The 19430-nt window shown below is 66.3% G+C and carries 18 protein-coding genes and 1 riboswitch; of the genes, 13 read left to right on the forward strand and 5 right to left on the reverse strand.

Annotation, left to right across the window (positions count from 1 at the left end):
* Positions 1 to 57 precede the first annotated feature (57 nt).
* From E4S58_RS01325 to gcvP, 4 genes are all read left to right on the forward strand, one after another.
* Positions 58 to 522: an RrF2 family transcriptional regulator gene (locus E4S58_RS01325; RefSeq protein WP_136634524.1), complete on the forward strand. Its 465-nt coding sequence runs from the start codon at positions 58 to 60 to the stop codon at positions 520 to 522.
* A 35-nt stretch (positions 523 to 557) separates the two neighbouring features.
* Positions 558 to 646, forward strand: a riboswitch (glycine riboswitch).
* A 129-nt stretch (positions 647 to 775) separates the two neighbouring features.
* A complete protein-coding gene (gcvT, locus tag E4S58_RS01330; RefSeq protein WP_136634525.1) occupies positions 776 to 1888 on the forward strand; it encodes a glycine cleavage system aminomethyltransferase GcvT in 1113 nt (370 codons plus the stop codon).
* 20 nt (positions 1889 to 1908) lie between these two features.
* The gene (gene gcvH / locus E4S58_RS01335) at positions 1909 to 2268 is read left to right on the forward strand and encodes a glycine cleavage system protein GcvH (RefSeq protein ID WP_136634526.1); all 360 of its coding nucleotides are present in this window, start codon (positions 1909 to 1911) and stop codon (positions 2266 to 2268) included.
* A gap of 70 nt (positions 2269 to 2338) precedes the next feature.
* Positions 2339 to 5179 carry an aminomethyl-transferring glycine dehydrogenase gene (gene gcvP, locus E4S58_RS01340; RefSeq protein ID WP_136634527.1) on the forward strand — a complete coding sequence of 947 codons (2841 nt, stop codon included), beginning with the start codon at positions 2339 to 2341 and terminating at the stop codon, positions 5177 to 5179.
* Between the two features lie 102 nt (positions 5180 to 5281).
* On the opposite strand, the gene E4S58_RS01345 is transcribed toward gcvP, so the two are convergent.
* Positions 5282 to 7822 carry an ABC transporter permease gene (locus E4S58_RS01345; protein ID WP_136634528.1) on the reverse strand — a complete coding sequence of 847 codons (2541 nt, stop codon included), beginning with the start codon at positions 7820 to 7822 and terminating at the stop codon, positions 5282 to 5284.
* Positions 7819 to 8505, reverse strand: a complete 687-nt coding sequence (locus E4S58_RS01350) for an ABC transporter ATP-binding protein (protein WP_136634529.1) — start codon at positions 8503 to 8505, stop codon at positions 7819 to 7821. Before E4S58_RS01350 ends, E4S58_RS01345 begins: the two co-directional genes overlap by 4 nt.
* A 109-nt stretch (positions 8506 to 8614) precedes the next feature.
* On the opposite strand from E4S58_RS01350, the gene E4S58_RS01355 reads away from it, so the two are divergent.
* The 3 genes from E4S58_RS01355 (at position 8615) to E4S58_RS01365 (ending at position 10388) form a co-directional block, all read left to right on the forward strand.
* On the forward strand, positions 8615 to 9202 hold the full coding sequence (locus tag E4S58_RS01355; protein ID WP_240789428.1) for an arylesterase: 588 nt from the start codon (positions 8615 to 8617) through the stop codon (positions 9200 to 9202).
* Between the two features lie 199 nt (positions 9203 to 9401).
* A complete protein-coding gene (locus tag E4S58_RS01360) occupies positions 9402 to 9608 on the forward strand; it encodes a cold-shock protein (RefSeq protein WP_136634531.1) in 207 nt (68 codons plus the stop codon).
* Between the two features lie 210 nt (positions 9609 to 9818).
* The gene (locus E4S58_RS01365) at positions 9819 to 10388 is read left to right on the forward strand and encodes a L,D-transpeptidase (RefSeq protein ID WP_136634532.1); all 570 of its coding nucleotides are present in this window, start codon (positions 9819 to 9821) and stop codon (positions 10386 to 10388) included.
* A 32-nt stretch (positions 10389 to 10420) separates the two neighbouring features.
* Here the strand turns inward: E4S58_RS01365 and E4S58_RS01370 are convergent, their stop codons facing one another.
* Positions 10421 to 10849: a thioredoxin family protein gene (locus tag E4S58_RS01370; RefSeq protein ID WP_136634533.1), complete on the reverse strand. Its 429-nt coding sequence runs from the start codon at positions 10847 to 10849 to the stop codon at positions 10421 to 10423.
* A gap of 163 nt (positions 10850 to 11012) precedes the next feature.
* Between E4S58_RS01370 and E4S58_RS01375 the strand changes: the two genes are divergently transcribed.
* The 3 genes from E4S58_RS01375 to E4S58_RS01385 all read left to right on the forward strand — a co-directional run bounded on the left by E4S58_RS01375 (position 11013) and on the right by E4S58_RS01385 (position 13691).
* Positions 11013 to 11906 (forward strand): alpha/beta fold hydrolase, encoded by an 894-nt coding sequence (locus E4S58_RS01375; protein ID WP_136634534.1) that lies wholly within the window; start codon positions 11013 to 11015, stop codon positions 11904 to 11906.
* On the forward strand, positions 11906 to 13054 hold the full coding sequence (locus E4S58_RS01380; protein ID WP_136634535.1) for a geranylgeranyl reductase family protein: 1149 nt from the start codon (positions 11906 to 11908) through the stop codon (positions 13052 to 13054). The genes E4S58_RS01375 and E4S58_RS01380 overlap by 1 nt, the downstream gene beginning before the upstream one ends.
* Positions 13055 to 13133: 79 nt before the next feature.
* Positions 13134 to 13691, forward strand: coding sequence for an REP-associated tyrosine transposase (locus E4S58_RS01385; protein WP_136634536.1), 558 nt, complete (start codon positions 13134 to 13136; stop codon positions 13689 to 13691).
* A gap of 401 nt (positions 13692 to 14092) precedes the next feature.
* Here E4S58_RS01385 and ettA read toward each other — a convergent pair whose 3' ends face one another.
* Positions 14093 to 15748, reverse strand: coding sequence for an energy-dependent translational throttle protein EttA (gene ettA / locus E4S58_RS01390; protein ID WP_136634537.1), 1656 nt, complete (start codon positions 15746 to 15748; stop codon positions 14093 to 14095).
* 151 nt (positions 15749 to 15899) lie between these two features.
* Between ettA and E4S58_RS01395 the strand changes: the two genes are divergently transcribed.
* The 3 genes from E4S58_RS01395 to dacB are packed head-to-tail and all read left to right on the forward strand — an operon-like array spanning position 15900 to position 19227.
* A complete protein-coding gene (locus tag E4S58_RS01395) occupies positions 15900 to 17015 on the forward strand; it encodes an AI-2E family transporter (RefSeq protein ID WP_240789429.1) in 1116 nt (371 codons plus the stop codon).
* Positions 17016 to 17062: 47 nt separating this feature from the next.
* Entirely contained in the window at positions 17063 to 17701 is a 639-nt protein-coding gene (locus E4S58_RS01400; protein WP_136635780.1) for a nicotinate-nucleotide adenylyltransferase, read from the forward strand.
* Between the two features lie 32 nt (positions 17702 to 17733).
* Positions 17734 to 19227, forward strand: a complete 1494-nt coding sequence (gene dacB / locus E4S58_RS01405) for a D-alanyl-D-alanine carboxypeptidase/D-alanyl-D-alanine endopeptidase (protein ID WP_136634538.1) — start codon at positions 17734 to 17736, stop codon at positions 19225 to 19227.
* Positions 19228 to 19235: 8 nt separating this feature from the next.
* Here dacB and E4S58_RS17810 read toward each other — a convergent pair whose 3' ends face one another.
* Complete coding sequence (locus E4S58_RS17810; protein WP_169052571.1) at positions 19236 to 19385, reverse strand: hypothetical protein; 150 nt, start codon at positions 19383 to 19385, stop codon at positions 19236 to 19238.
* Positions 19386 to 19430: the final 45 nt, after the last annotated feature.

Consider the following 19430-nt stretch of genomic DNA (forward strand, 5'->3'; position numbering starts at 1 on the left):
GTCCGCGCCTGGATCCGATACCCTGTAACGGCGGCCCAGGCCAAGGAGGCTTCCGCAATGCGATTGACCAAACGTTCCAACATTGCCATGCGCGTTCTGATGTATTGCGGCGTGAACAGGCACTCTCTCGTGACCAAATCGGAAATCGCCGAGTCCTGCAATACGTCGGAAAACCACCTTGCGCAGGTGATCAACCGTTTGGCGCAGCTTGGCTTCCTGCACACGCAACGCGGCCGCAACGGTGGCATGCGCCTGGCCCGCGACATGGAGGAGATCTCGGTCGGAGAGGTGCTGCGCGCGACCGAGGCGACGGTGCCGATTACCGAATGCTTCGATGCGTCGGAAAATACCTGCCCGCTAGTCCGGGGATGCCGCCTGCGCGATGTCATCGCCCGTGCGACCGAAGCCTTCTATGCCTCGATGGACGATGTCACCCTGGCGGATCTGGTCTGCGAAAATAATCAGCTGGACGCGATCCTGTCCGCGCCGGTGACCTGCCCGCAGCGGGCGATCCACGCCTGACCTCTTGCGCGGGTCGTTTTCCCGCGCTAGAGCGTCGATTACGGACAGGGAGAACCGGCCTCGCGCCGGTGCCGAAGGAGCAACCGCCCCGGAAACTCTCAGGCCCAAGGACCTGCCGTATTCGAACTCTGGAGAGTGGCGCCTAACGCGCCCGCCGAAGGGATAGCGATCTCAGGCGCAAGGACAGAGGGGGCATCGTGGCGCATCCGCGCCAGCGATGCCCGGCGCTTCCCGGGTCGGAAAGAGGACCGGGATGGACGACCTGCAAAGCCTGCCGCTTCATGACCTGCACGTGGACCTTGGTGCCAAGATGGTGCCGTTTGCGGGCTACGAGATGCCCGTGCAATACGCCGCCGGGGTGATGAAGGAACACCTGCACACCCGCGCCGCCGCCGGCCTCTTCGACGTGTCGCACATGGGGCAGGTGATCCTGCGCGGCACCGACGTGGCGCAGGCGTTCGAAGCACTGGTACCGGTCGACGTCATGGGGCTGGGCGAAGGCCGCCAGCGCTATGGGTTTTTCACCAACGACGACGGCGGCATCCTGGATGACCTGATGTTCGCCAACCGGGGCGATCACCTGTTCGTGGTCATCAATGCCGCCTGCAAGGCCGCCGATCTGGCGCACATGCGGGCCAACCTGACGGGCGTCGAGATCGAGGAAATCACCGACCGCGCCCTGCTCGCACTGCAGGGCCCCAAGGCCGAAGCCGTGCTGGCCACCCTCGCGCCCGAGGTGGCCGACATGCGGTTCATGGACGTGCGCACCGTCGCCCTCTGCGGGGCCGAATGCTGGGTCTCACGCTCGGGCTACACGGGCGAGGACGGATACGAGATCTCGGTCCCCGAAGACGCCGCCGAAACCCTGGCCCGCGCCCTGCTGGATCACGAAGACACCCTGCCGATCGGCCTTGGCGCGCGGGACAGCCTGCGGCTAGAGGCCGGGCTCTGCCTTTATGGCCATGACATCGACACGACCACCTCTCCGGTCGAGGCCGGTCTGCAGTGGGCCATCCAGAAGGTCCGCCGCACCGGTGGCGCGCGCGAAGGCGGCTTTCCCGGGGCCGACCGCATCCTGCGCGAACTGACCGAAGGTGCCAGCCGTAAGCGCGTCGGCCTGGCCCCGCAGGGCCGCGCCCCCATGCGCGAAGGCGTGCCGTTGTTTGCGGCCGACGACAGCGCCGACCAGATCGGCACCATCACCTCGGGTGCCTTCGGGCCGACGGTGCAGGCACCGGTGTCCATGGGCTATGTCCCCATTGACATGGCCGCACCGGGAACGATCATTTCCGCCGAATTGCGCGGCAAGCGTGCTCCGGTCGAGATCGCCCCGCTGCCCTTCACCCCCGCCAATTTCAAACGCTGACAAAAGCTGACGAGGACACCATGAAATTCACCGAAGAACACGAATGGCTGCGGCCCGAGGGCGACGAGATCGTCGTGGGCATCACCGAACACGCCGCCGAGCAGCTGGGCGACATCGTCTTCGTCGAACTGCCCGAGGTCGGCACCGAGGTGTCCAAGGACGACGAATGCGTGGTGATTGAATCGGTGAAGGCCGCGTCGGACATCCTCGCGCCCCTCGACGGTGAGATCACCGAGGTCAACGAAGCGCTGGTCAACGATCCCGGCAAGGTCAACGAAGACCCCATGGGCGACGCCTGGTTCTTCAAGATCAAGCCGTCTGAGCCAGAGCAGATGGACGACTACATGACCGAGAAGGAATATCAGGACATGATTTCCTGATCTCCTGACGTGTTCCCGCGCGGCGGCCCGCCCGCCGCGCCCCCTTTCCTGCCAGACGTGACCGGACGCCATGACATTCACCCCGACAGACTACGACGCCTATGATTTCGCCAACCGCCGCCACATCGGCCCGTCGCCTGCCGAAATGGCCGACATGCTGGCAACGATCGGGGTCAAATCGCTTGATGATCTGATCGACCGCACGGTCCCCAAGGCGATCCGCCAGGCTGAACCGCTGGACTTCGGCGCCCCCCTGTCTGAATCGGAACTGCTCAAGAAGATGCGGGAGGTGGCGGACAAGAACGTCGTGCTGACCTCGCTGATCGGGCAGGGCTATCACAACACGATCACGCCCCCGGCGATCAAGCGGAACATCTTCGAAAACCCCGCCTGGTACACCGCCTACACGCCCTACCAGCCCGAGATTTCGCAAGGCCGCCTTGAAGCCCTGCTGAACTACCAGACGATGATCTGCGATCTCACCGGGCTCGACATCGCCAATGCCTCTCTGCTGGACGAAGCTACCGCCGCCGCCGAGGCGATGACCATGGCGCAGCGGTCGGCCAAGTCGAAGTCGATGAAGTTCTTCGTGGACGAGGCCTGCCATCCCCAGAATATCGACGTCATCCGCACCCGCGCCGAACCCCTCGGCATCGAGGTCATCCTGGGTCGCCCCTCTGACCTGCAGGCCGATGACGTCTTCGGCGCGATCTTCCAGTACCCCGGTACCAACGGCGTCCTGCGTGATTTCACTCCGCAGATGGAGGCGCTGCACGCAGCCAAGGCCATCGGCATCGTCATCGCCGACCCCATGGCGCTCTGCTTGCTGAAAGAACCCGGGGCCATGGGTGCCGACATCGCCGTCGGCTCGACACAGCGCTTTGGCGTGCCGCTTGGCTACGGAGGCCCCCATGCCGCCTACATGGCCTGCAAGGATGCGCTGAAACGCGGCATGCCCGGCCGGATCGTCGGGGTCAGCATCGACGCGCGCGGCAACCGCGCCTACCGCCTGTCGCTGCAGACCCGCGAACAGCACATCCGCCGCGAAAAGGCCACGTCGAACGTCTGCACCGCGCAGGCGCTGCTGGCGGTCATGGCCTCGATGTACGCGGTCTTCCACGGGCCTGCGGGCCTCAAGGCGATCGCGCAGGGCATCCACGCCCGCACCGTCACCATGGCGGAAGGGCTGCGCAAGGCGGGCTTCGACGTCTTCCCGAAAAAGGTCTTCGACACGATCACCGTTGACGTCGGCCCCTTCCAGGGCGCGATCCTGAAGTCCGCGGTGGAAGAGGGGCTGAACCTGCGCCGCGTCGGCACCACCCGCATCGGCATCACCCTGGACGAGGTCACGACCCCCGACACCATCGCCGCCGTCTGGCGCGCCTTCGGCCTGACGCAGGAGGTGCCCGCCAGCACCACCTACGACCTGCCGGAAAAGCTGACCCGCGAGACGGACTACCTGACGCACGAGATCTTTCACATGAACCGGGCCGAGACCGAGATGATGCGCTACATGCGCCGTCTATCGGATCGTGACCTTGCGCTTGACCGCGCGATGATCCCGCTTGGCTCCTGCACCATGAAGCTGAACGCGGCGGCCGAGATGATCCCGGTCAGCTGGGACGAACTCAACAGCCTGCACCCCTTCGTGCCCGCCGATCAGGCGCAGGGGTATGCGGAAATCATCGGTGATCTGTCAGAAAAACTCTGCACGATCACCGGATACGATGCCTTTTCCATGCAGCCCAATTCCGGCGCGCAGGGCGAATACGCGGGCCTTCTGACGATCCGCAATTATCACATCGCCAACGGGGAAGGGGACCGCGACGTCTGCCTGATCCCCATGTCCGCCCATGGCACCAACCCCGCCTCGGCCCAGATGGTCGGCTGGAAGGTCGTGCCGATCAAATCGGCCGCCAACGGCGATATCGACCTGCAGGATTTCGAGGCCAAGGCGCAGGAACACAGCGCTAAACTGGCGGGCGCGATGATCACCTATCCCTCGACCCACGGCGTGTTCGAGGAAACGGTGACCGAGGTCTGCAAGATCGTCCACCAGCACGGCGGGCAGGTCTATATCGACGGAGCCAACATGAACGCCATGGTCGGCCTGTCGCGGCCCGGAGACCTTGGTGGCGACGTCAGCCACCTGAACCTGCACAAGACCTTCTGCATCCCGCACGGCGGCGGCGGCCCCGGCATGGGCCCGATCGGCGTCAAGGCGCACCTGACCCCGCACCTGCCGGGGCACGTGGCGCATGGGTCCGACCACGCGGTGTCGGCGACGCCCTTCGGCTCGCCCTCGATCCTGCCGATCTCCTGGGCCTACTGCCTGATGATGGGCGGAGAGGGGCTGACGCAGGCGACCCGCGTGGCGATCCTGAACGCCAACTACATCGCGGCGCGGCTCAAGGATGCTTACCCGATCCTCTACAAGGGGCCGCAGGGCCACGTCGCGCATGAATGCATCCTCGACACCCGTCCTTTCGCCGATCACGGTGTGACCGTCGACGACATCGCGAAGCGTCTGGTCGATTGCGGCTTCCACGCGCCGACGATGAGCTGGCCGATTGCGGGCACGCTGATGGTGGAACCCACGGAGTCGGAGACCAAGGCCGAGCTTGATCGTTTTTGCGATGCCATGCTCGCGATCCGCGAAGAGATCACCGATATCGAAAGCGGCAAGATCACGCACGAGGCCTCTCCGCTCGCCCATGCGCCGCATACGGTCGAGGATCTGGTGGGCGACTGGTCGCGCGACTATTCCCGCGAACAGGGCTGTTTCCCGCCGGGCGCCTTCCGGGTCGACAAGTACTGGCCGCCGGTCAACCGCGTCGACAATGTCTGGGGCGACCGCAACCTGACCTGCACCTGCCCGCCGATGACCGACTACGCCGAGGCGGCGGAGTAGGGGCGACGCCGACGGTGCGTGGGAACCACGCACCCTACGGCACCCCATTCCGCCGGATATGTAGGGTGCGTGCTCCGCACGCACCTCTACCCCACCCGACGCCTACTCCTGCGCCCTGAGCACCTGCGCCGGGCGCGCCGACAGGGGGCGCCAGGCAAAGACCAGCCCGGCCAGAAGGTTGGCGACCAGCCCGCCCAACACGACCGCAAAGGCGTTGCCCCAGATCACGGAAAACTCGGTCTCGAGCACGAAGTAGCAGACCGCCCAGCCCCCCTCGATCCCGGCGGCCAGGGCGACCACGCCGGCCCCCGCGCCCATCAGGGCCGACCGCAGGGCGAGGCTCGACAGGATCCGCCCGCGCGACGCGCCGAGGGTCTTCAGCACCGCCGCCTCGTAGATCCGCTCGCGCTCGCCCGACAGCGCCGCGCCGATCAGCACCAGGAACCCGGTCAATAGCGTCGCCGCCGCCCCCCAGGACGTGGCCGAAGCGATGCCCGCCAGCAACAGCGCCACCCGGTCGATCGCATCGCGCACCCGGATCGCCGTGACGTTCGGCGCGTCCGATCCGACGTCACGCAGGATCGCGGCCTCGGCGTCTTCCTCGGCATAGACCGTGGCGATGAAGGAATGCGGCGCACCGGCCAGCGCGGCCTCGTTCATGGCAAGGATGAACCCCATCCCGGCCGTGGAAAAATCGACCTCCCGGAACGACGCGATGGTGCCGGTGATGTCGCGGCCCAGCACGTTGATGGTCATCGTGTCGCCGATGGTCAGCCCCATCTCCTCGGCCTCTTCGGCAGCGAAGGAGATCAGGGGCGGGCCCGCATAATCCTCGGGCCACCATTCGCCCGCGGTGATCTTCGAGGTCTCGGGCAGGGCCGCCGAATAGGTGATGCCACGATCGCCCCGGACCACCCAGTGATCGCCCGCGACCTCGCGGGCGGGGCGGCCGTTGATCTGGCTGATGATCCCGCGCAGCATCGGCGCATAGTCGACCCGGCTGACCGCCGGATCGCCCTGCACCCGGTCAAGGAACCCGTCGATCTGGTCTTTCTGGATATCGACAAAGAAATACGAGGGCGCGCGGTCCGGCAGTTGCCGGGTGATGGCGCTGCGCATGTTGCCGTCGATCTGGCCGACAGCGGCCAGCACCGACAGGCCCAGGCCAAGCGACAGCACCACCGGCAGCACCTCGCTGCGTGGTCCGCCGATCGCCGACAGCGCCCATCTGAGAGCGGCGCGGCCCCGCGCCACCCGTTGCCCCCGCCGCGCCAGCCGCCGCAGCCCGGCCCCCGCCAGCGCCAGCAGCACCAGCGCGAAGAGGATCCCCCCGGCGGTCCAGAGCGTCAGGCCCCAGGTCCCGCTGAAGAGCGCCGCCGCCACGACCAGCAACGCCAGCAACCCGACGATGACGACAAGGTAGGGCAGGGGCGGCAGCACCCGGCCCGCCGACAGCGCATCGCGGAACAGCGTGGCGGCGCGGATCTCTCCGGTCCGGGCCAGCGGCCAGAGGGTGAAGATCAGCGCCGTCAGCACGCCATAGAACGCGGCCTCGGCCAATGTGCCGGGATAGAGGCCGAAGCGCGCGGGCACCGGCAGTTCGGCCGCGATGATCGGCCCGAAAAGGATCGGCACCACCGCCCCCAGCACCAGCCCGATCGCGATGCCCAGCACCGCCAGCGCGCCGATCTGCAGGAAGTAGGTCAGGAAGATCACCCGACGTTCCGCGCCAAGCGTCCGCAAGGTCGCGATGACGGATGTCTTGCGTGCCAGGTACGCCCGCACCGCCGCCGACACGCCGACGCCGCCCACGGCCAGCCCCGACAGCCCGACAAGGATCAGAAAGGCGCCCAGCCGGTCGACGAACCGCGCCACCCCGGGCGCGCCGTTGCGCGCATCGCGCCAGCGCAGGCCCGAGGACGAAAACCGCCCCTGCGCCTCGGCCTTGGCGGTGTCCAGCAGCAGCCCGTCCTTCAGGATCATGCGGTAGTGGCTGTCATAAAGCGTACCGGGTTGCAGCAGCCCGGACCCTTCAAGATCCGCCCGGCGCACGATCAGCCGGGGTCCGAAGGAAAAGCCCGCGGTGGCGCTGTCGGGTTCGCGCTCCAGAACGGCGGCAAGGGTGAAGTCCTTCTCGCCAAGGCTCAGCTGGTCGCCGGGCACCAGCCCCAGGCGGTCGGTCAACAGGGCCTCGGCCACGACGCAGGGCCGCGCGGGATCGCAATCAAAGGCGTCGGCCAACGGCATCGCGGGCGACAGGGCAACCGATCCGACCAGCGGATAGGCGTCGTCCACCGCCTTGATCTGGGTCAGCGCGCGCTCGGCCTCGCCGTCGCGGGTGACCACGGCCATCGACCGGAAGTCTGCGATTTCCGACACCTGCGCGGCGGTCGCCTCCATCCAGGCGCGTTCCTCGTCACTGGCGAAGCGATAGGTGAAGGACACCTCCGCATCGCCGCCCAGAAGCGCCGCGCCTTCCTCGGACAGCCCCGCCTCGATGGCCGAGCGGACCGACCCGACGCCTGCGATGGCGGCCACGCCAAGCGCCAGGCAGGCCAGCAGGATGCGAAAGCCCGACAGGCCTCCGCGCAACTCCCGCGCCGCGAACCGCCCCGCCAGCCGGGCGTCGGCCAGCAGGCTCATGCGGCGGCCTCGGCGCGGTCAAGTTCGCCGTCGCGCAGCCGGATCACCCGGTCGCAGCGCGCGGCCAGGTCGGGCGCATGGGTGACCAGCACCAGCGTCGCACCATGGCGGTCGCGCAGGCCGAACAGCAGATCCATGATTGCCTGGCCATTCGGCCCGTCGAGGTTGCCGGTCGGTTCATCCGCCAGCAGTATATCGGGGCGCGGCGCCACGGCCCGCGCCAGCGCCACCCGCTGTTGTTCGCCACCCGACATTTGCGCCGGGTAATGCCCCGCCCGCGAGGCAAGGCCGACGGCGGCCAGTTCGTCCTCGGCCCGGTCGAAGGCGTCCGGCACACCGGCCAGTTCCAGCGGGGTCGCGACGTTTTCCAGCGCCGTCATCGTCGGAATCAGGTGGAAGGATTGAAACACCACCCCCATATGTTCCCTGCGGAAACGGGCGAGCGCATCTTCGTCCATCGCGGTCAGATCCTGTCCGAGCGCACGGATCACCCCGCCGGTGGCGCGTTCCAGCCCGCCCATGAGCATGAGGAGTGACGACTTGCCCGATCCCGATGGCCCGATGAGCCCCAGTGTTTCCCCCTTCGCGACCTCAAGCGATATGCCCCGCAGGATGTCGACGGGGCCGGCATTGCCGTCCAGCGTCAGCCGCGCGTCGTCGAGGGTGAGGATCGGATCGGTCATGGGCAAACTCTCTGCGTTGCGGCGTTCTTGGACATATGGTCATCGCGCCGCGCGGGGCAAGGCGACGGCGGCGATTGTTGCAGCTCTGTGTGCCCTGCCGGTTAACGCCATGGCAGACACCACTATCCTCGCGCTTGGTGACAGCCTGACCCAGGGCTACGGCCTGCCGCAGGACGACGGCTTTGTCCCGCAGCTGCAGGCCTGGCTGCGCGATCGTGGGCATGCGGTCACCGTGATCAACGGCGGCGTGTCCGGCGACACCTCGCGCGGGGGGCTGTCACGGGTGGACTGGTCGCTGACCGATGACATCGACGCGATGATCGTGACGCTTGGCGGCAACGACATCCTGCGCGGGCTGGATCCGGCCGAAACGCGGCGCAACCTCGACGGCATCCTGAAGGCAGGCGAGGCAAAGGGCGTCGAGATGCTGCTGGTCGGGCTCAGCGCCGCGGGCAACTATGGCCCTGCCTACAAGCGCGATTTCGACGCGATCTACCCCGAACTCTCGGACACCTACGGCACGCTCTACGAGCCCAGCTTCTTCACCGGCCTGACCGGCGACAGCAACGATCCGGCCGCCGCCGCAGGACTGATGCAAGCCGACGGCATCCACCCCGCCGCAGAAGGCGTGACACGGATCGTGGCGCAGATCGGCCCCAGGGTGGAAGAGCTGATTGCCCGCACGGAATCGGAGTGACTTTGCTGCACTGAAACGGGCACGCTTCCGCCGCATTCCGCGAATCGGCTTCCCGGAGGACCGTGAATATGCGATGGTATAGGCGCTATACGACCTCTACCGACTCTTCTGTTTTCCGTTCCGGTGACAGTCCTCGTTAGACAAAGGACAGCCGGGCCGTCGCACTTCCGCGGGCGGCACTAAACAGGAGACCACGGAAATGGCCAATGGCACCGTGAAATGGTTCAACACCACCAAGGGTTACGGCTTCATCGAGCCGGAAGGCGGCAGCAAGGACGTGTTCGTCCACATCTCCGCCGTCGAGAAGTCCGGCCTCACCGGCCTGAAGGACGGCGCGAAGGTCACCTATGACCTCGCCTCCGGCCGTGACGGCCGCGAAAGCGCGACCAACATCGTCGTGCTCTGATCCTCGATCACAGCCACCGATGACGAACGCCTGCGGATTTCCGCAGGCGTTTGCTTTTTATGGCGGCCCTCACCGGAATGTGATCGCGATCTCGTGACACATCGGCCACAGGACGGGGGGGCAAGTGGAACGGGTCAGGGTTTCCGGACGTTACGAATCGGCCATCACATGGCAGAATCCGCTGTAACTTCCGTGTAAAAGGCTGCTCGTATGTCCACCCGTCGTGATTTTCTGCTGACCTCTTCCGCCGCCGTCGCGGCCGCCGCCCTGCCGATGCCTGCGCTGGCCTACACGCCGCCCAAGCACCTGATGCCCACCAAGGTGCGCATCGCCGCGCGGTTCCAGCCCGGAGAGATCGTGATCCTGCCGCGCAGCTATTTCCTGTACTACGTCACCGGCCCGAAAGAGGCGATCCGCTATGGCATCGCCGTCGCCAAGCCGGGTCTGGGGTACACCGGCACCGCCGTCATCAAGCGCAAGGTCGAATGGCCGACATGGCGTCCCACGGACGAGATGATCGAACGCAGCCCGCGCACCTATGGTCGGTTCAAGGACAACGAGGAACGGATGAAGGGCGGCCCGGGCAACCCGCTTGGCGCACGGGCGATGTACCTCTACGAGGGCAACAAGGACACCTACATCCGCATCCACGGAACGGTCGAACCGCAGTCGATCGGGCACATGGCGTCCTCGGGCTGCTTCCGGATGATCAATGACCACGTCATCGACCTCTACAACCGGGTGCCGATCGGGACCAAGGTGACGGTTCTGCCCTCCTGATCCCCATCTGACCCCGGTGTGTCGCGAACCGCCTAGACGCCCTGCGCCCAGTCGATGATCGCCGGGCTGCGCAGGGCGCCGGACTGGCGCTTGCGCTCCCGTCCACCGGAAAAGCCGACCATCGTGGGAATGCCCCGGATGCCGTAGATCTGTCCGGCCTTGGGGTGGGCCTCGGTGTTCAGCTTGACCAGACGCACCCGGCCCGACAGCGCCTGCGCGGCCTTCGAGAATTCGGGCCCCATCATCCGGCAGGGGCCGCACCAGGGCGCCCAGAAATCGACGACCAGCGGCACGTCATCGGTCCGCGCGGCCTTCTGCAACGTCGCCAGATCGACCTCGATCGCCTTGGTCGACATCAGCTTCGCACCGCAGGTGCCGCACTTGGGCCCGGCGTCCAGGCGGTCGCTGGCGACGCGGTTCACCTGTCCGCACGCCAGGCATGTCAGTTTGTGGCCGCTCATCTGCGCCTCCATTCACATTCGTATCGTCATATATGTACGCGCTGCGCCCCCGTGAAGACCTCGCGTTAACACTCCCGCGACCGCCGGATCGAAGATCCCGATGCGGGCTGGCGAATCCCGCCCCGTATCCTATGATCCGGGTCCATTGTCCCGGTCGGATGTCATGCGCCGCCTCGCCCTGCTGATCTTCCTTGCGCTTGCCGCCTGTTCCACCCTGCCGCCGCCCCAGAAGGTCGACGGGGTGCATCCGGTCGTGCACGACGGCAAGGCGGAAAAGGGCGTCGGGTCGGCCATCGTGCTGATACCGGGCGCGCTCGCCTCGATCGAGCTTTTCGCGCCGGTGCTGGACTGGGACGTGCCCGACAGCACCACCATGGCCTACCGCTTTCCCGGCGTCGACGGGCTCGCGCTCAACCACCGGATCGACATCGTGGATTCCGGTGCCCTGATCGCCAATCACCTCAACGCGCTTGGGGTAAAGCACGTCTATCTCATCGGCTATTCCACCGGCGGCCCGATCGCACTGGAAGCCGCCCGCCGGATCGAGGGGGCGAAGGTCGACGTGGCGCTTCTGTCGACGGCCAGCGACATGCCGGCCGCGCTGATCGCCTCGGCCAGGGGGGCGGTGGACGTGATCAAGGCGCTGCTGCGGGCCGACCAGGCCGGCCTGGACGAGGCGCTGCTGGAAAACTACCGCACGCTTCTTTACGGCCGCCGTCACTTCACCGAAGCGCAGCTGGCCGAACAAAGCCGCCGCCTTGCCGCGCTGCAACGGGGCCAGATCACGACGCCGCCCCGCAAGATGACGCTGGCCCACACCTCGGACCTGATGACCTGGTCGATCCGCGACCCCAGCTCGGTTCACGGCGCCCGGATCGGGGTGTTCCACGGCGCCGAGGATTCGGTTTTCTCGGAACAGTTGACCTGGCGCTTCGCCAAGCGGTTGCACGCAGAGACCTTCCGCAGTTATCAGGGCCAGGGTCATCTGCTGTTCGTCACCGAGCGGCGTATTTGGGACGACATCCGAGACTTTTTCGGACTCACGCCGGGGCAGTGATGGAAGATTTCGACGTAGTGGTAATCGGCGGTGGACCCGCCGGAGGGTCTGCTGCCCATGTGGCGGCCCGCGCGGGGCTGACGGTGGCGCTGGTCGACCGCCACGCCTTCCCGCGCGACAAGCTGTGCGGCGGCGGTTTCACCGGGCGCAGCTATCGGTATTACGAAGACATCTTCGGCCAGCCGATCCCCGAAGACATCATCCTCACCAAGACCAGTGTCGAATTCCACGCGCACGGGCAGGAACTGGCCCGGATCGACGACATCCCGCCCATCCACATGACCATGCGCCGCGACCTCGATGCCTCGATCGTGGCCCATGCCATGGCCAGCGGCGCGGCGGATTTCTGCGGCGCCGGGGTCGAGGCCATCGACCTCGAGGCCCGCACCGTCACCGTGAAGGACGGCCGCGTGCTGCGCTACAAGGTGCTGATCGGTGCGGATGGGGCAAACTCCGGCGTGGCCCGGGCGCTTTATGGCCGCGCTTTCGATCACGACCGCATCGGCTTCGGGCTTGAGATCGAGGCCCCGACGCCCGCCCCCGACGCCCCCGTGCGCATCGATTTCGGCGCGGCCGAATGGGGCTATGGCTGGAACTTCCCCAAGGCCGGATCCGCGACCATCGGCATCGGCGGCGTGAACGTCCGCAACCCCGACATGAAGGCCGCGATGGAGCGCTATTGCGAGATCTTCGGCGTCGCCGGCCAGCACAAGGTCAAGGGCGCCTTCCTGCCGTTTGGTGACGTGCGCCGCTGGCCCGGCCGACGCGAGGTGCTGCTGGCAGGCGATGCCGCGGGCCTTGTCGATCCGATCACCGGCGAAGGCATCGCCTATGCCATGCAATCCGGCGCCATGGCAGGCGAGGCGGCGATCGAGGCGATCCGCGCCAATCATCCGCCCCGCGCCCTGACGCTCTACAAGCAGAAGCTGCGCCCGATCCACAGCGCCATGTTCCACGCCCGCTGGATCCGCCAGATCATCTTCGGCAAACGCTTCCGCGACACCTTCGTGCGGGCCTTCCGTGGATCTGGCACCGTGCGCTACCAATACCTCCGCCTCATGGCCGGAGAGATCGAATACCCCGCGCTCGCCTGGGCCACCTTCAAGAAGGTGCCGGGGTTCGTGATGCGCAGCATGACCGGGCGGTAAACACCATGCGGTAGGGCGGGGTTCACCCCGCCCGATCCCCCTTCACCGGTATTTAACCAATATCGGCCCAACATCCGCCATGCCGCGTTACATCCGCCCCCGGCACAGTGGGGCCACGATCTTCTGCACCCTTTGCCTTGCAGACCGCCGCTCCGGCCTGCTGACGCAAAACATCGACAGGTTGCGGTCCGCCGTGCTCGCCACCCTGCTCGACAGACCGGTGACGGTGGACGCATGGGTGGTGCTGCCGGACCACATGCATTTTGTCTGGACGCTGCCGGAGCGTGACGAGGCCTATTCGATCAGGATCGCGGCCATGAAGGCGCGGTTTTCCAGGGCGATGCTTACGGCGGGGTTCATCCCGCCGCCGGTTGGCCGATGCAAGGGCGGGGTGAACCCCGCCCTACGCCGGAAGGGAGAGATCGGTCTCTGGCAGCCCCGGTTCTGGGAGCATCACATCCGGGATCAGGCCGATTACCAGGCGCATGTCCGGTACTGCTGGGGCAATCCGGTGAAACACGGGCTGGCAAGGCGCCCGGTGGATTGGCCATACTCGTCGATCCACCGCGATATACGCCGTGGGCTGGTCGAGGCGGAATGGTCGGCGGATGTGCCCGAAGGGGCGTTCGGAGAGTAGGGCGGGATTTATCCCGCCGCGCATTGGTGAGGTCGAGGCGGGGCAAACCCCGTCCTTCAGGTTATGATCGGCAAATTCATCCGGACCGTAGGGCGGGATTTATCCCGCCGTACACCGGCGAGGTTTGGCAAGGGTACGGCGGGGTGAACCCCGCCCTACGACGCCGAGACCCCAACCGGGTGCTGCTCTCACGGTTTGCATCCGCAAACCGCTGCCGCACACGGCTGGAACCCAAGCGGGAACCTTAAGAAATCCTCCCTTAGCGGGAGAACTTCTTATGGTTCAGGCGCTTGGGCGCAACGGCGTCGCACTGCTGAACCGAGTGCCGCTCTCGCGGTTTGCTTCCGCAAACCGCTGCCGCGCACGCGTCGAACCGATCCGCGAACCCCAATAACTCCGTTCTAGCGAACGAATTTCTTGTGCTTCAGTCGTTTCGGTTCGACGGCATCCGGACCCAATCTCCGCTTCTTGTCTTCCTCGTAATCCTCGAAGTTCCCCTCGAACCACTCCACATGCGCATCCCCTTCAAACGCAAGGATATGCGTGCAGATCCGGTCGAGGAAGAAACGGTCGTGAGAGATCACTACCGCGCAGCCCGCGAATTCCGTCAAAGCATCTTCCAGCGCCCGGAGCGTCTCAACGTCCAGGTCGTTGGTCGGTTCGTCGAGCAGGAGAACGTTGCCGCCCGATTTCAGCAGCCGCGCCATGTGGACGCGGTTGCGTTCACCACCCGACAGCAGGTTGACCTTCTTCTGCTGGTCGCCGCCCTTGAAGTTGAAGGACGAGCAATAGGCGCGGGAGTTCACCTGCGCGTCGCCCAGCTGGATGATCTCGGCCCCGCCGGTGATCGCCTCCCACACCGTGTCGCCATCGCTCAGGTCGTCGCGCGACTGGTCAACGTAGGACAGCTGCACCGTGTCGCCGAATTCGATCGTGCCGGTGTCGGGCTTTTCCTGCCCGGTCAGCATCTTGAACAGCGTCGACTTGCCCGCGCCGTTCGGACCGATCACGCCGACGATGCCGCCCGGCGGCAGCGAGAACGACAGATCCTCGATCAACAGCTTGTCGCCCATGGCCTTCTTCAGGCCCTCGACCTCGATCACCTTGCCACCAAGCCGCTGGCCTGCGGGGATGACGATCTGGGCGCGGGTGATTTTCTCGCGTTCGGACTGGTTCGCCAGATCCTCATACGCCTGGATCCGCGCCTTCGACTTGGCCTGCCGGGCCTTCGCGCCCTGCCGCATCCAGTCCAATTCACGCTGCAGCGTCTTCTGCTTGGCCTTGTCTTCCTTGGCCTCATGCTCAAGCCGCTTGGCCTTCTGTTCCAGCCAGGACGAATAGTTGCCCTCGTAGGGGATGCCCCGGCCGCGGTCCAATTCGAGGATCCAGCCGGTGATGTCATCCAGGAAATAGCGGTCGTGGGTGACGATCAGGATCGTGCCCTTGTAGTCGATCAGGTGCTGCTGCAGCCAGGCGATGGTTTCCGCGTCCAGGTGGTTGGTCGGTTCGTCCAGAAGCAGCATGTCGGGCTGTTCCAGCAGCAGCTTGCAGAGCGCGACGCGGCGTTTTTCCCCGCCCGAGAGGCTGGTCACGTCGGCATCGTCCGGCGGGCAGCGCAGCGCCTCCATCGAGATGTCGATCTGCGCGTCCAGATCCCACAGGTTCTGCGCGTCGATCTCGTCCTGCAGCTTGGCCATCTCTTCCGCCGTCTCGTCGGAATAGTTCATCGCCAGCTCGTTGTACTTGTCGAGGATCGCCTTCTTCCCAGCCACGCCCAGCATCACGTTGCCGCGCACGTCGAGGTTCGGGTCCAGTTCCGGCTCCTGCGGGAGGTAACCGACCTTGGCGCCTTCGGCATGCCAGGCCTCGCCCGAAAAGTCCTTGTCCCAGCCTGCCATGATCTTCAGCAGCGTGGACTTACCCGCGCCGTTGACGCCGACGACGCCGATCTTCACGCCGGGCAGGAAGTTCAGGTTGATGTTTTCAAAGCACTTCTTGCCACCCGGATAGGTCTTGGACACTCCGGACATGTGGTAGACATACTGATAGGCGGCCATGGAATCCTCCGTCGATTTGGCCGGTGTGATACGCGCAGCGGTCGCGCGGGGCAATCGGGGCCGCAAAAAAAGGGCTGTCCGCACCCTGCACCCGGCGGAACCCGACCCGGGCCCCGGCGTTGCCCCGTATAGGGTCAGGGAGATCACCGGCGTGGCGGACGGACAGGGTACGAGTATCACGGGTCAGGAACTGGACGAACGCCGCATCGCGTCGCTTCGCCATATCGAATACATGATCGGCGCGCTTCTGGTGCTGGCCATGATCGCGGCCATTTCGCTGGCCAAGGTCGTGGTCCTGCCGATCGTCCTTGGCTTCCTCTTCGCGCTGACCCTGTCACCGCTGGTCCGGCTGCTGGTGCGGATGCACCTGCCGATCGGCATTGCCTCTGTCCTCGTGATTACCTTCCTCGGGTCAGCCTCGGCCTTCGGGCTCTATATGATGAGCGGCCCGGCCGCGATGCTGATGGATACCGTCCCCGAGATGCAGGCGGCCGCCGAAGACAAGCTGCACATGATCCGCGACAAGATGGAACAGATGGAGCAAGCCGAAAAGCAGGTCGAAGAGATGACCGGCAATGGCGATGGGGAAAGGATCGTGGTCGACGACCCGGGGCTGGTGCAATCGGCCCTCGCATCCGTCGCAGGTCTGGGCAGCACGCTGGTGGTGGCGCTGATCCTGGCGATGTTTCTGCTGGCGGCAGGCGACATGTTCCAGCACAAGCTGGTGCGCAGCTTCAACCGCTTTGGCGACAAGAAGCGCGCGATCCGCATCAGCCACGACATCGAACGCCAGATTTCGCGCTACCTCGGCGCGATCACCATCATCAACGCGGGCCTTGGCGTCGCCGTGGGCCTCGCGCTCTGGGGGCTGGGGATGCCCTATCCCTATATCTGGGGCGTCGCGGCCTTTGCGCTGAACTACCTGCCGTATCTTGGCGCGATGATCGGCGTGGCAGCGGTTTCGGCCTTTTCGCTCATCACCTATGACACCACCGGGCAGATGCTGTTGCCGCCGCTGGTCTATTTCACCCTGACCTCGATCGAAGGTCAGCTGATCACGCCGGTGCTGGTCGGTCGGCACCTCAGCCTCAATGCGCCGGCGGTCTTTGTCGCGGTGATCTTCTGGGCGTGGCTCTGGGGGTTTGCCGGGGCGCTTATGGCGGTGCCCTTCCTCGTGGTGGTCAAGGTGGTCTGCGACAATATCCCGGCGGTTGAATTCATCGGCATCTTCCTGGGTGGCGAAGACGACCGGATCGAAACCGACTGACTGCGCAGCCCCTTGGGGAGGCGCGAAAAATCGGGTATGGCCGGATGATGCGTCACGACTTTCCCTCCGCCGCCCCCGGCATGGTGATCGGGTTGCTGGGCGGGTCGTTCGACCCGGCCCACGACGGACATGTGCACATCACGCTCGAGGCGCTGCGCCGGTTCGGCCTGACCCATGTCTGGTGGCTGGTCAGCCCCGGCAACCCCCTCAAGCCCAATCCGCCCGCCCCGCTTGCGACCCGGATCGCCCGGGCGCGGGCCGAAATGCAGCACCCCCGCGTCACCGTGACGGGGGTCGAGGCCAGGCTGGGCACCCGCTATACCGCCGAAACCATCCGCCGTCTGCGCGAACGCTATCCGGGCGTGCGGTTCGTCTGGCTGATGGGGGCGGACAACCTGACCCAGTTCGATCAATGGCAGGATTGGCGCTGGATCATGGACACCGTGCCGGTCGGCGTCCTGGCCCGGCCGGGTGACCGGATCTCGGCCCGGATGTCGCGTGCGGCGCGCGTCTATCGCCATGCCCGGCTGCCCGCCGGGGCGTCGCACCTGCTGGGCCGGTCGGCCGCGCCAAGCTGGTGTTTCGTCAATGTCCCCATGGTTTCGCTGTCGTCGACAATGCTGCGCGCCGCGGGAAACTGGGGGGCGAACGCCGCCGATGCCACCCCCGCCGCCGATCAGGCTTGAGAGCGCCGCGCAAGCCTGATTAACCTTGCGCCATGACACGTCATCTCGAACGCCGGTCTTTCCTGACGATGCTTGCCGCGGGGGCGCTTTTGCCCGGTGCGGTGCAGGCCGATATTCCCCGCACCTCTCTGCGCCCGCAGTCCCGCCCGGGGTCGGCCCGACCACTCGCCGCGACTGCCGATGACCTGATCGACAAGGCCAAGCTGAGCGGAGAGGTCAATTTTTCCGTCTTCGACCTGAACAGCGGCCGCCCGGTCGAGGCCCGCAACCCCACCAAACCCCTGCCGCCGGCCAGCGTGGCCAAGTCGCTGACGGCGCTCTACGCGCTGGATGTGCTGGGCTCCGATCACCGGTTCGAAACCCGGGTTCTGGGTACCGGGCCGATCGAAGGCGGGGTGCTGAAGGGCGACCTGATTCTGGCAGGCGGCGGCGATCCGACCCTGCAGACCGACGACCTGGCCGACTTGGCCGCCCGGGTGAAAGAGGCCGGCGTCGTCTCGGTCGAGGGCGATCTGCTGGTCTGGGGCGGGGCGCTTGCGTTCGAGCCGGTGATCGACACGCTGCAGCCGCCCCATGTCGGCTATAATCCGGCACTGTCGGGGCTGGCGCTGAACTTCAACCGCGTGCACTTCGAATGGAAACGGCAGGACGGCCAGTGGGGCGTCACCATGGACGCGCGGTCCAACCGGTACCGCCCGGCGGTCAGCATGGCGCGGATGCGGATCGTGAACCGCGATGTGCCGGTCTATACCTATGCCGACGACGGCGATCGCGACGACTGGACCGTGGCGCAGACGGCGCTTGGCAACGGCGGATCGCGCTGGCTTCCCGTCCGCAAGCCCGAGCTTTATGCGGGCGAGGTCTTCCAGACCATGATGCGGTCCCATGGCATCGTGCTGAAGGCGCCCGTGGTGATCACGGCCCTTCCGCCCGCCACGCCGATCGCCCGCCGCGACAGCGCCCCGCTGGACGACGTGCTGCGCGACATGCTCAAGTATTCCACCAATATCACGGCGGAAATGGTCGGCATGGCCGCCACCGTCGTGCGTCGCGGCCAGCCCGCCACGCTGGCCGGGTCCGCCGCCGAGATGAGCGATTGGGCCCGCGAGACGCTGGATCTGCGCGAAACGGCGATGGTGGATCATTCGGGGCTGGGCGACGGATCGCGCACCTCGGCCGGGGATCTGATCCGGGCGCTGCGCAGTCCGCTGGCGCGGGGCACCCTGCGCCCGCTGCTCAAGGACATCACGGTGCGCGACCAGAACTATCGCGCGATCAAGGGCCATCCGCTGCAGGTCGTGGCCAAGACCGGCACGCTGAATTTCGTCAGCACGCTGGCCGGGTACGCCAGCCTGCCCGACGGCACCGACCTGGCCTTTGCCATCCTGACCGCCGACATCGACCGCCGCGATGCGCTGACGATGAGCGAACGGGAACGGCCAAGCGGCGGCCCCGGGTGGAACCGCCGCTCGAAGCTGCTGCAGCAGGCGCTATTGCAAAGATGGGGCGTGATCCACGCCGGATAGGCGGCCGATCAGTAGGCCAGCGGGGCCGTCAGCACCTGCGTCGGCGCGGCCAGTCGCGCGGTCCGCGTGTGGCCATCCTGCGCCGACACGAAGGTTCCCAGGATCGGCATCGCGCACAACAGCGCGACCCCCACGAGAAGAAAGACTGATTTCGGCATTCGACCTGCTCCGGTTCGTTTTTGTGTTGAACCAGATTTGGGCCC

Source organism: Pseudooceanicola onchidii (genome assembly GCF_004959925.1).
Lineage (GTDB): Bacteria > Pseudomonadota > Alphaproteobacteria > Rhodobacterales > Rhodobacteraceae > Pseudooceanicola > Pseudooceanicola onchidii.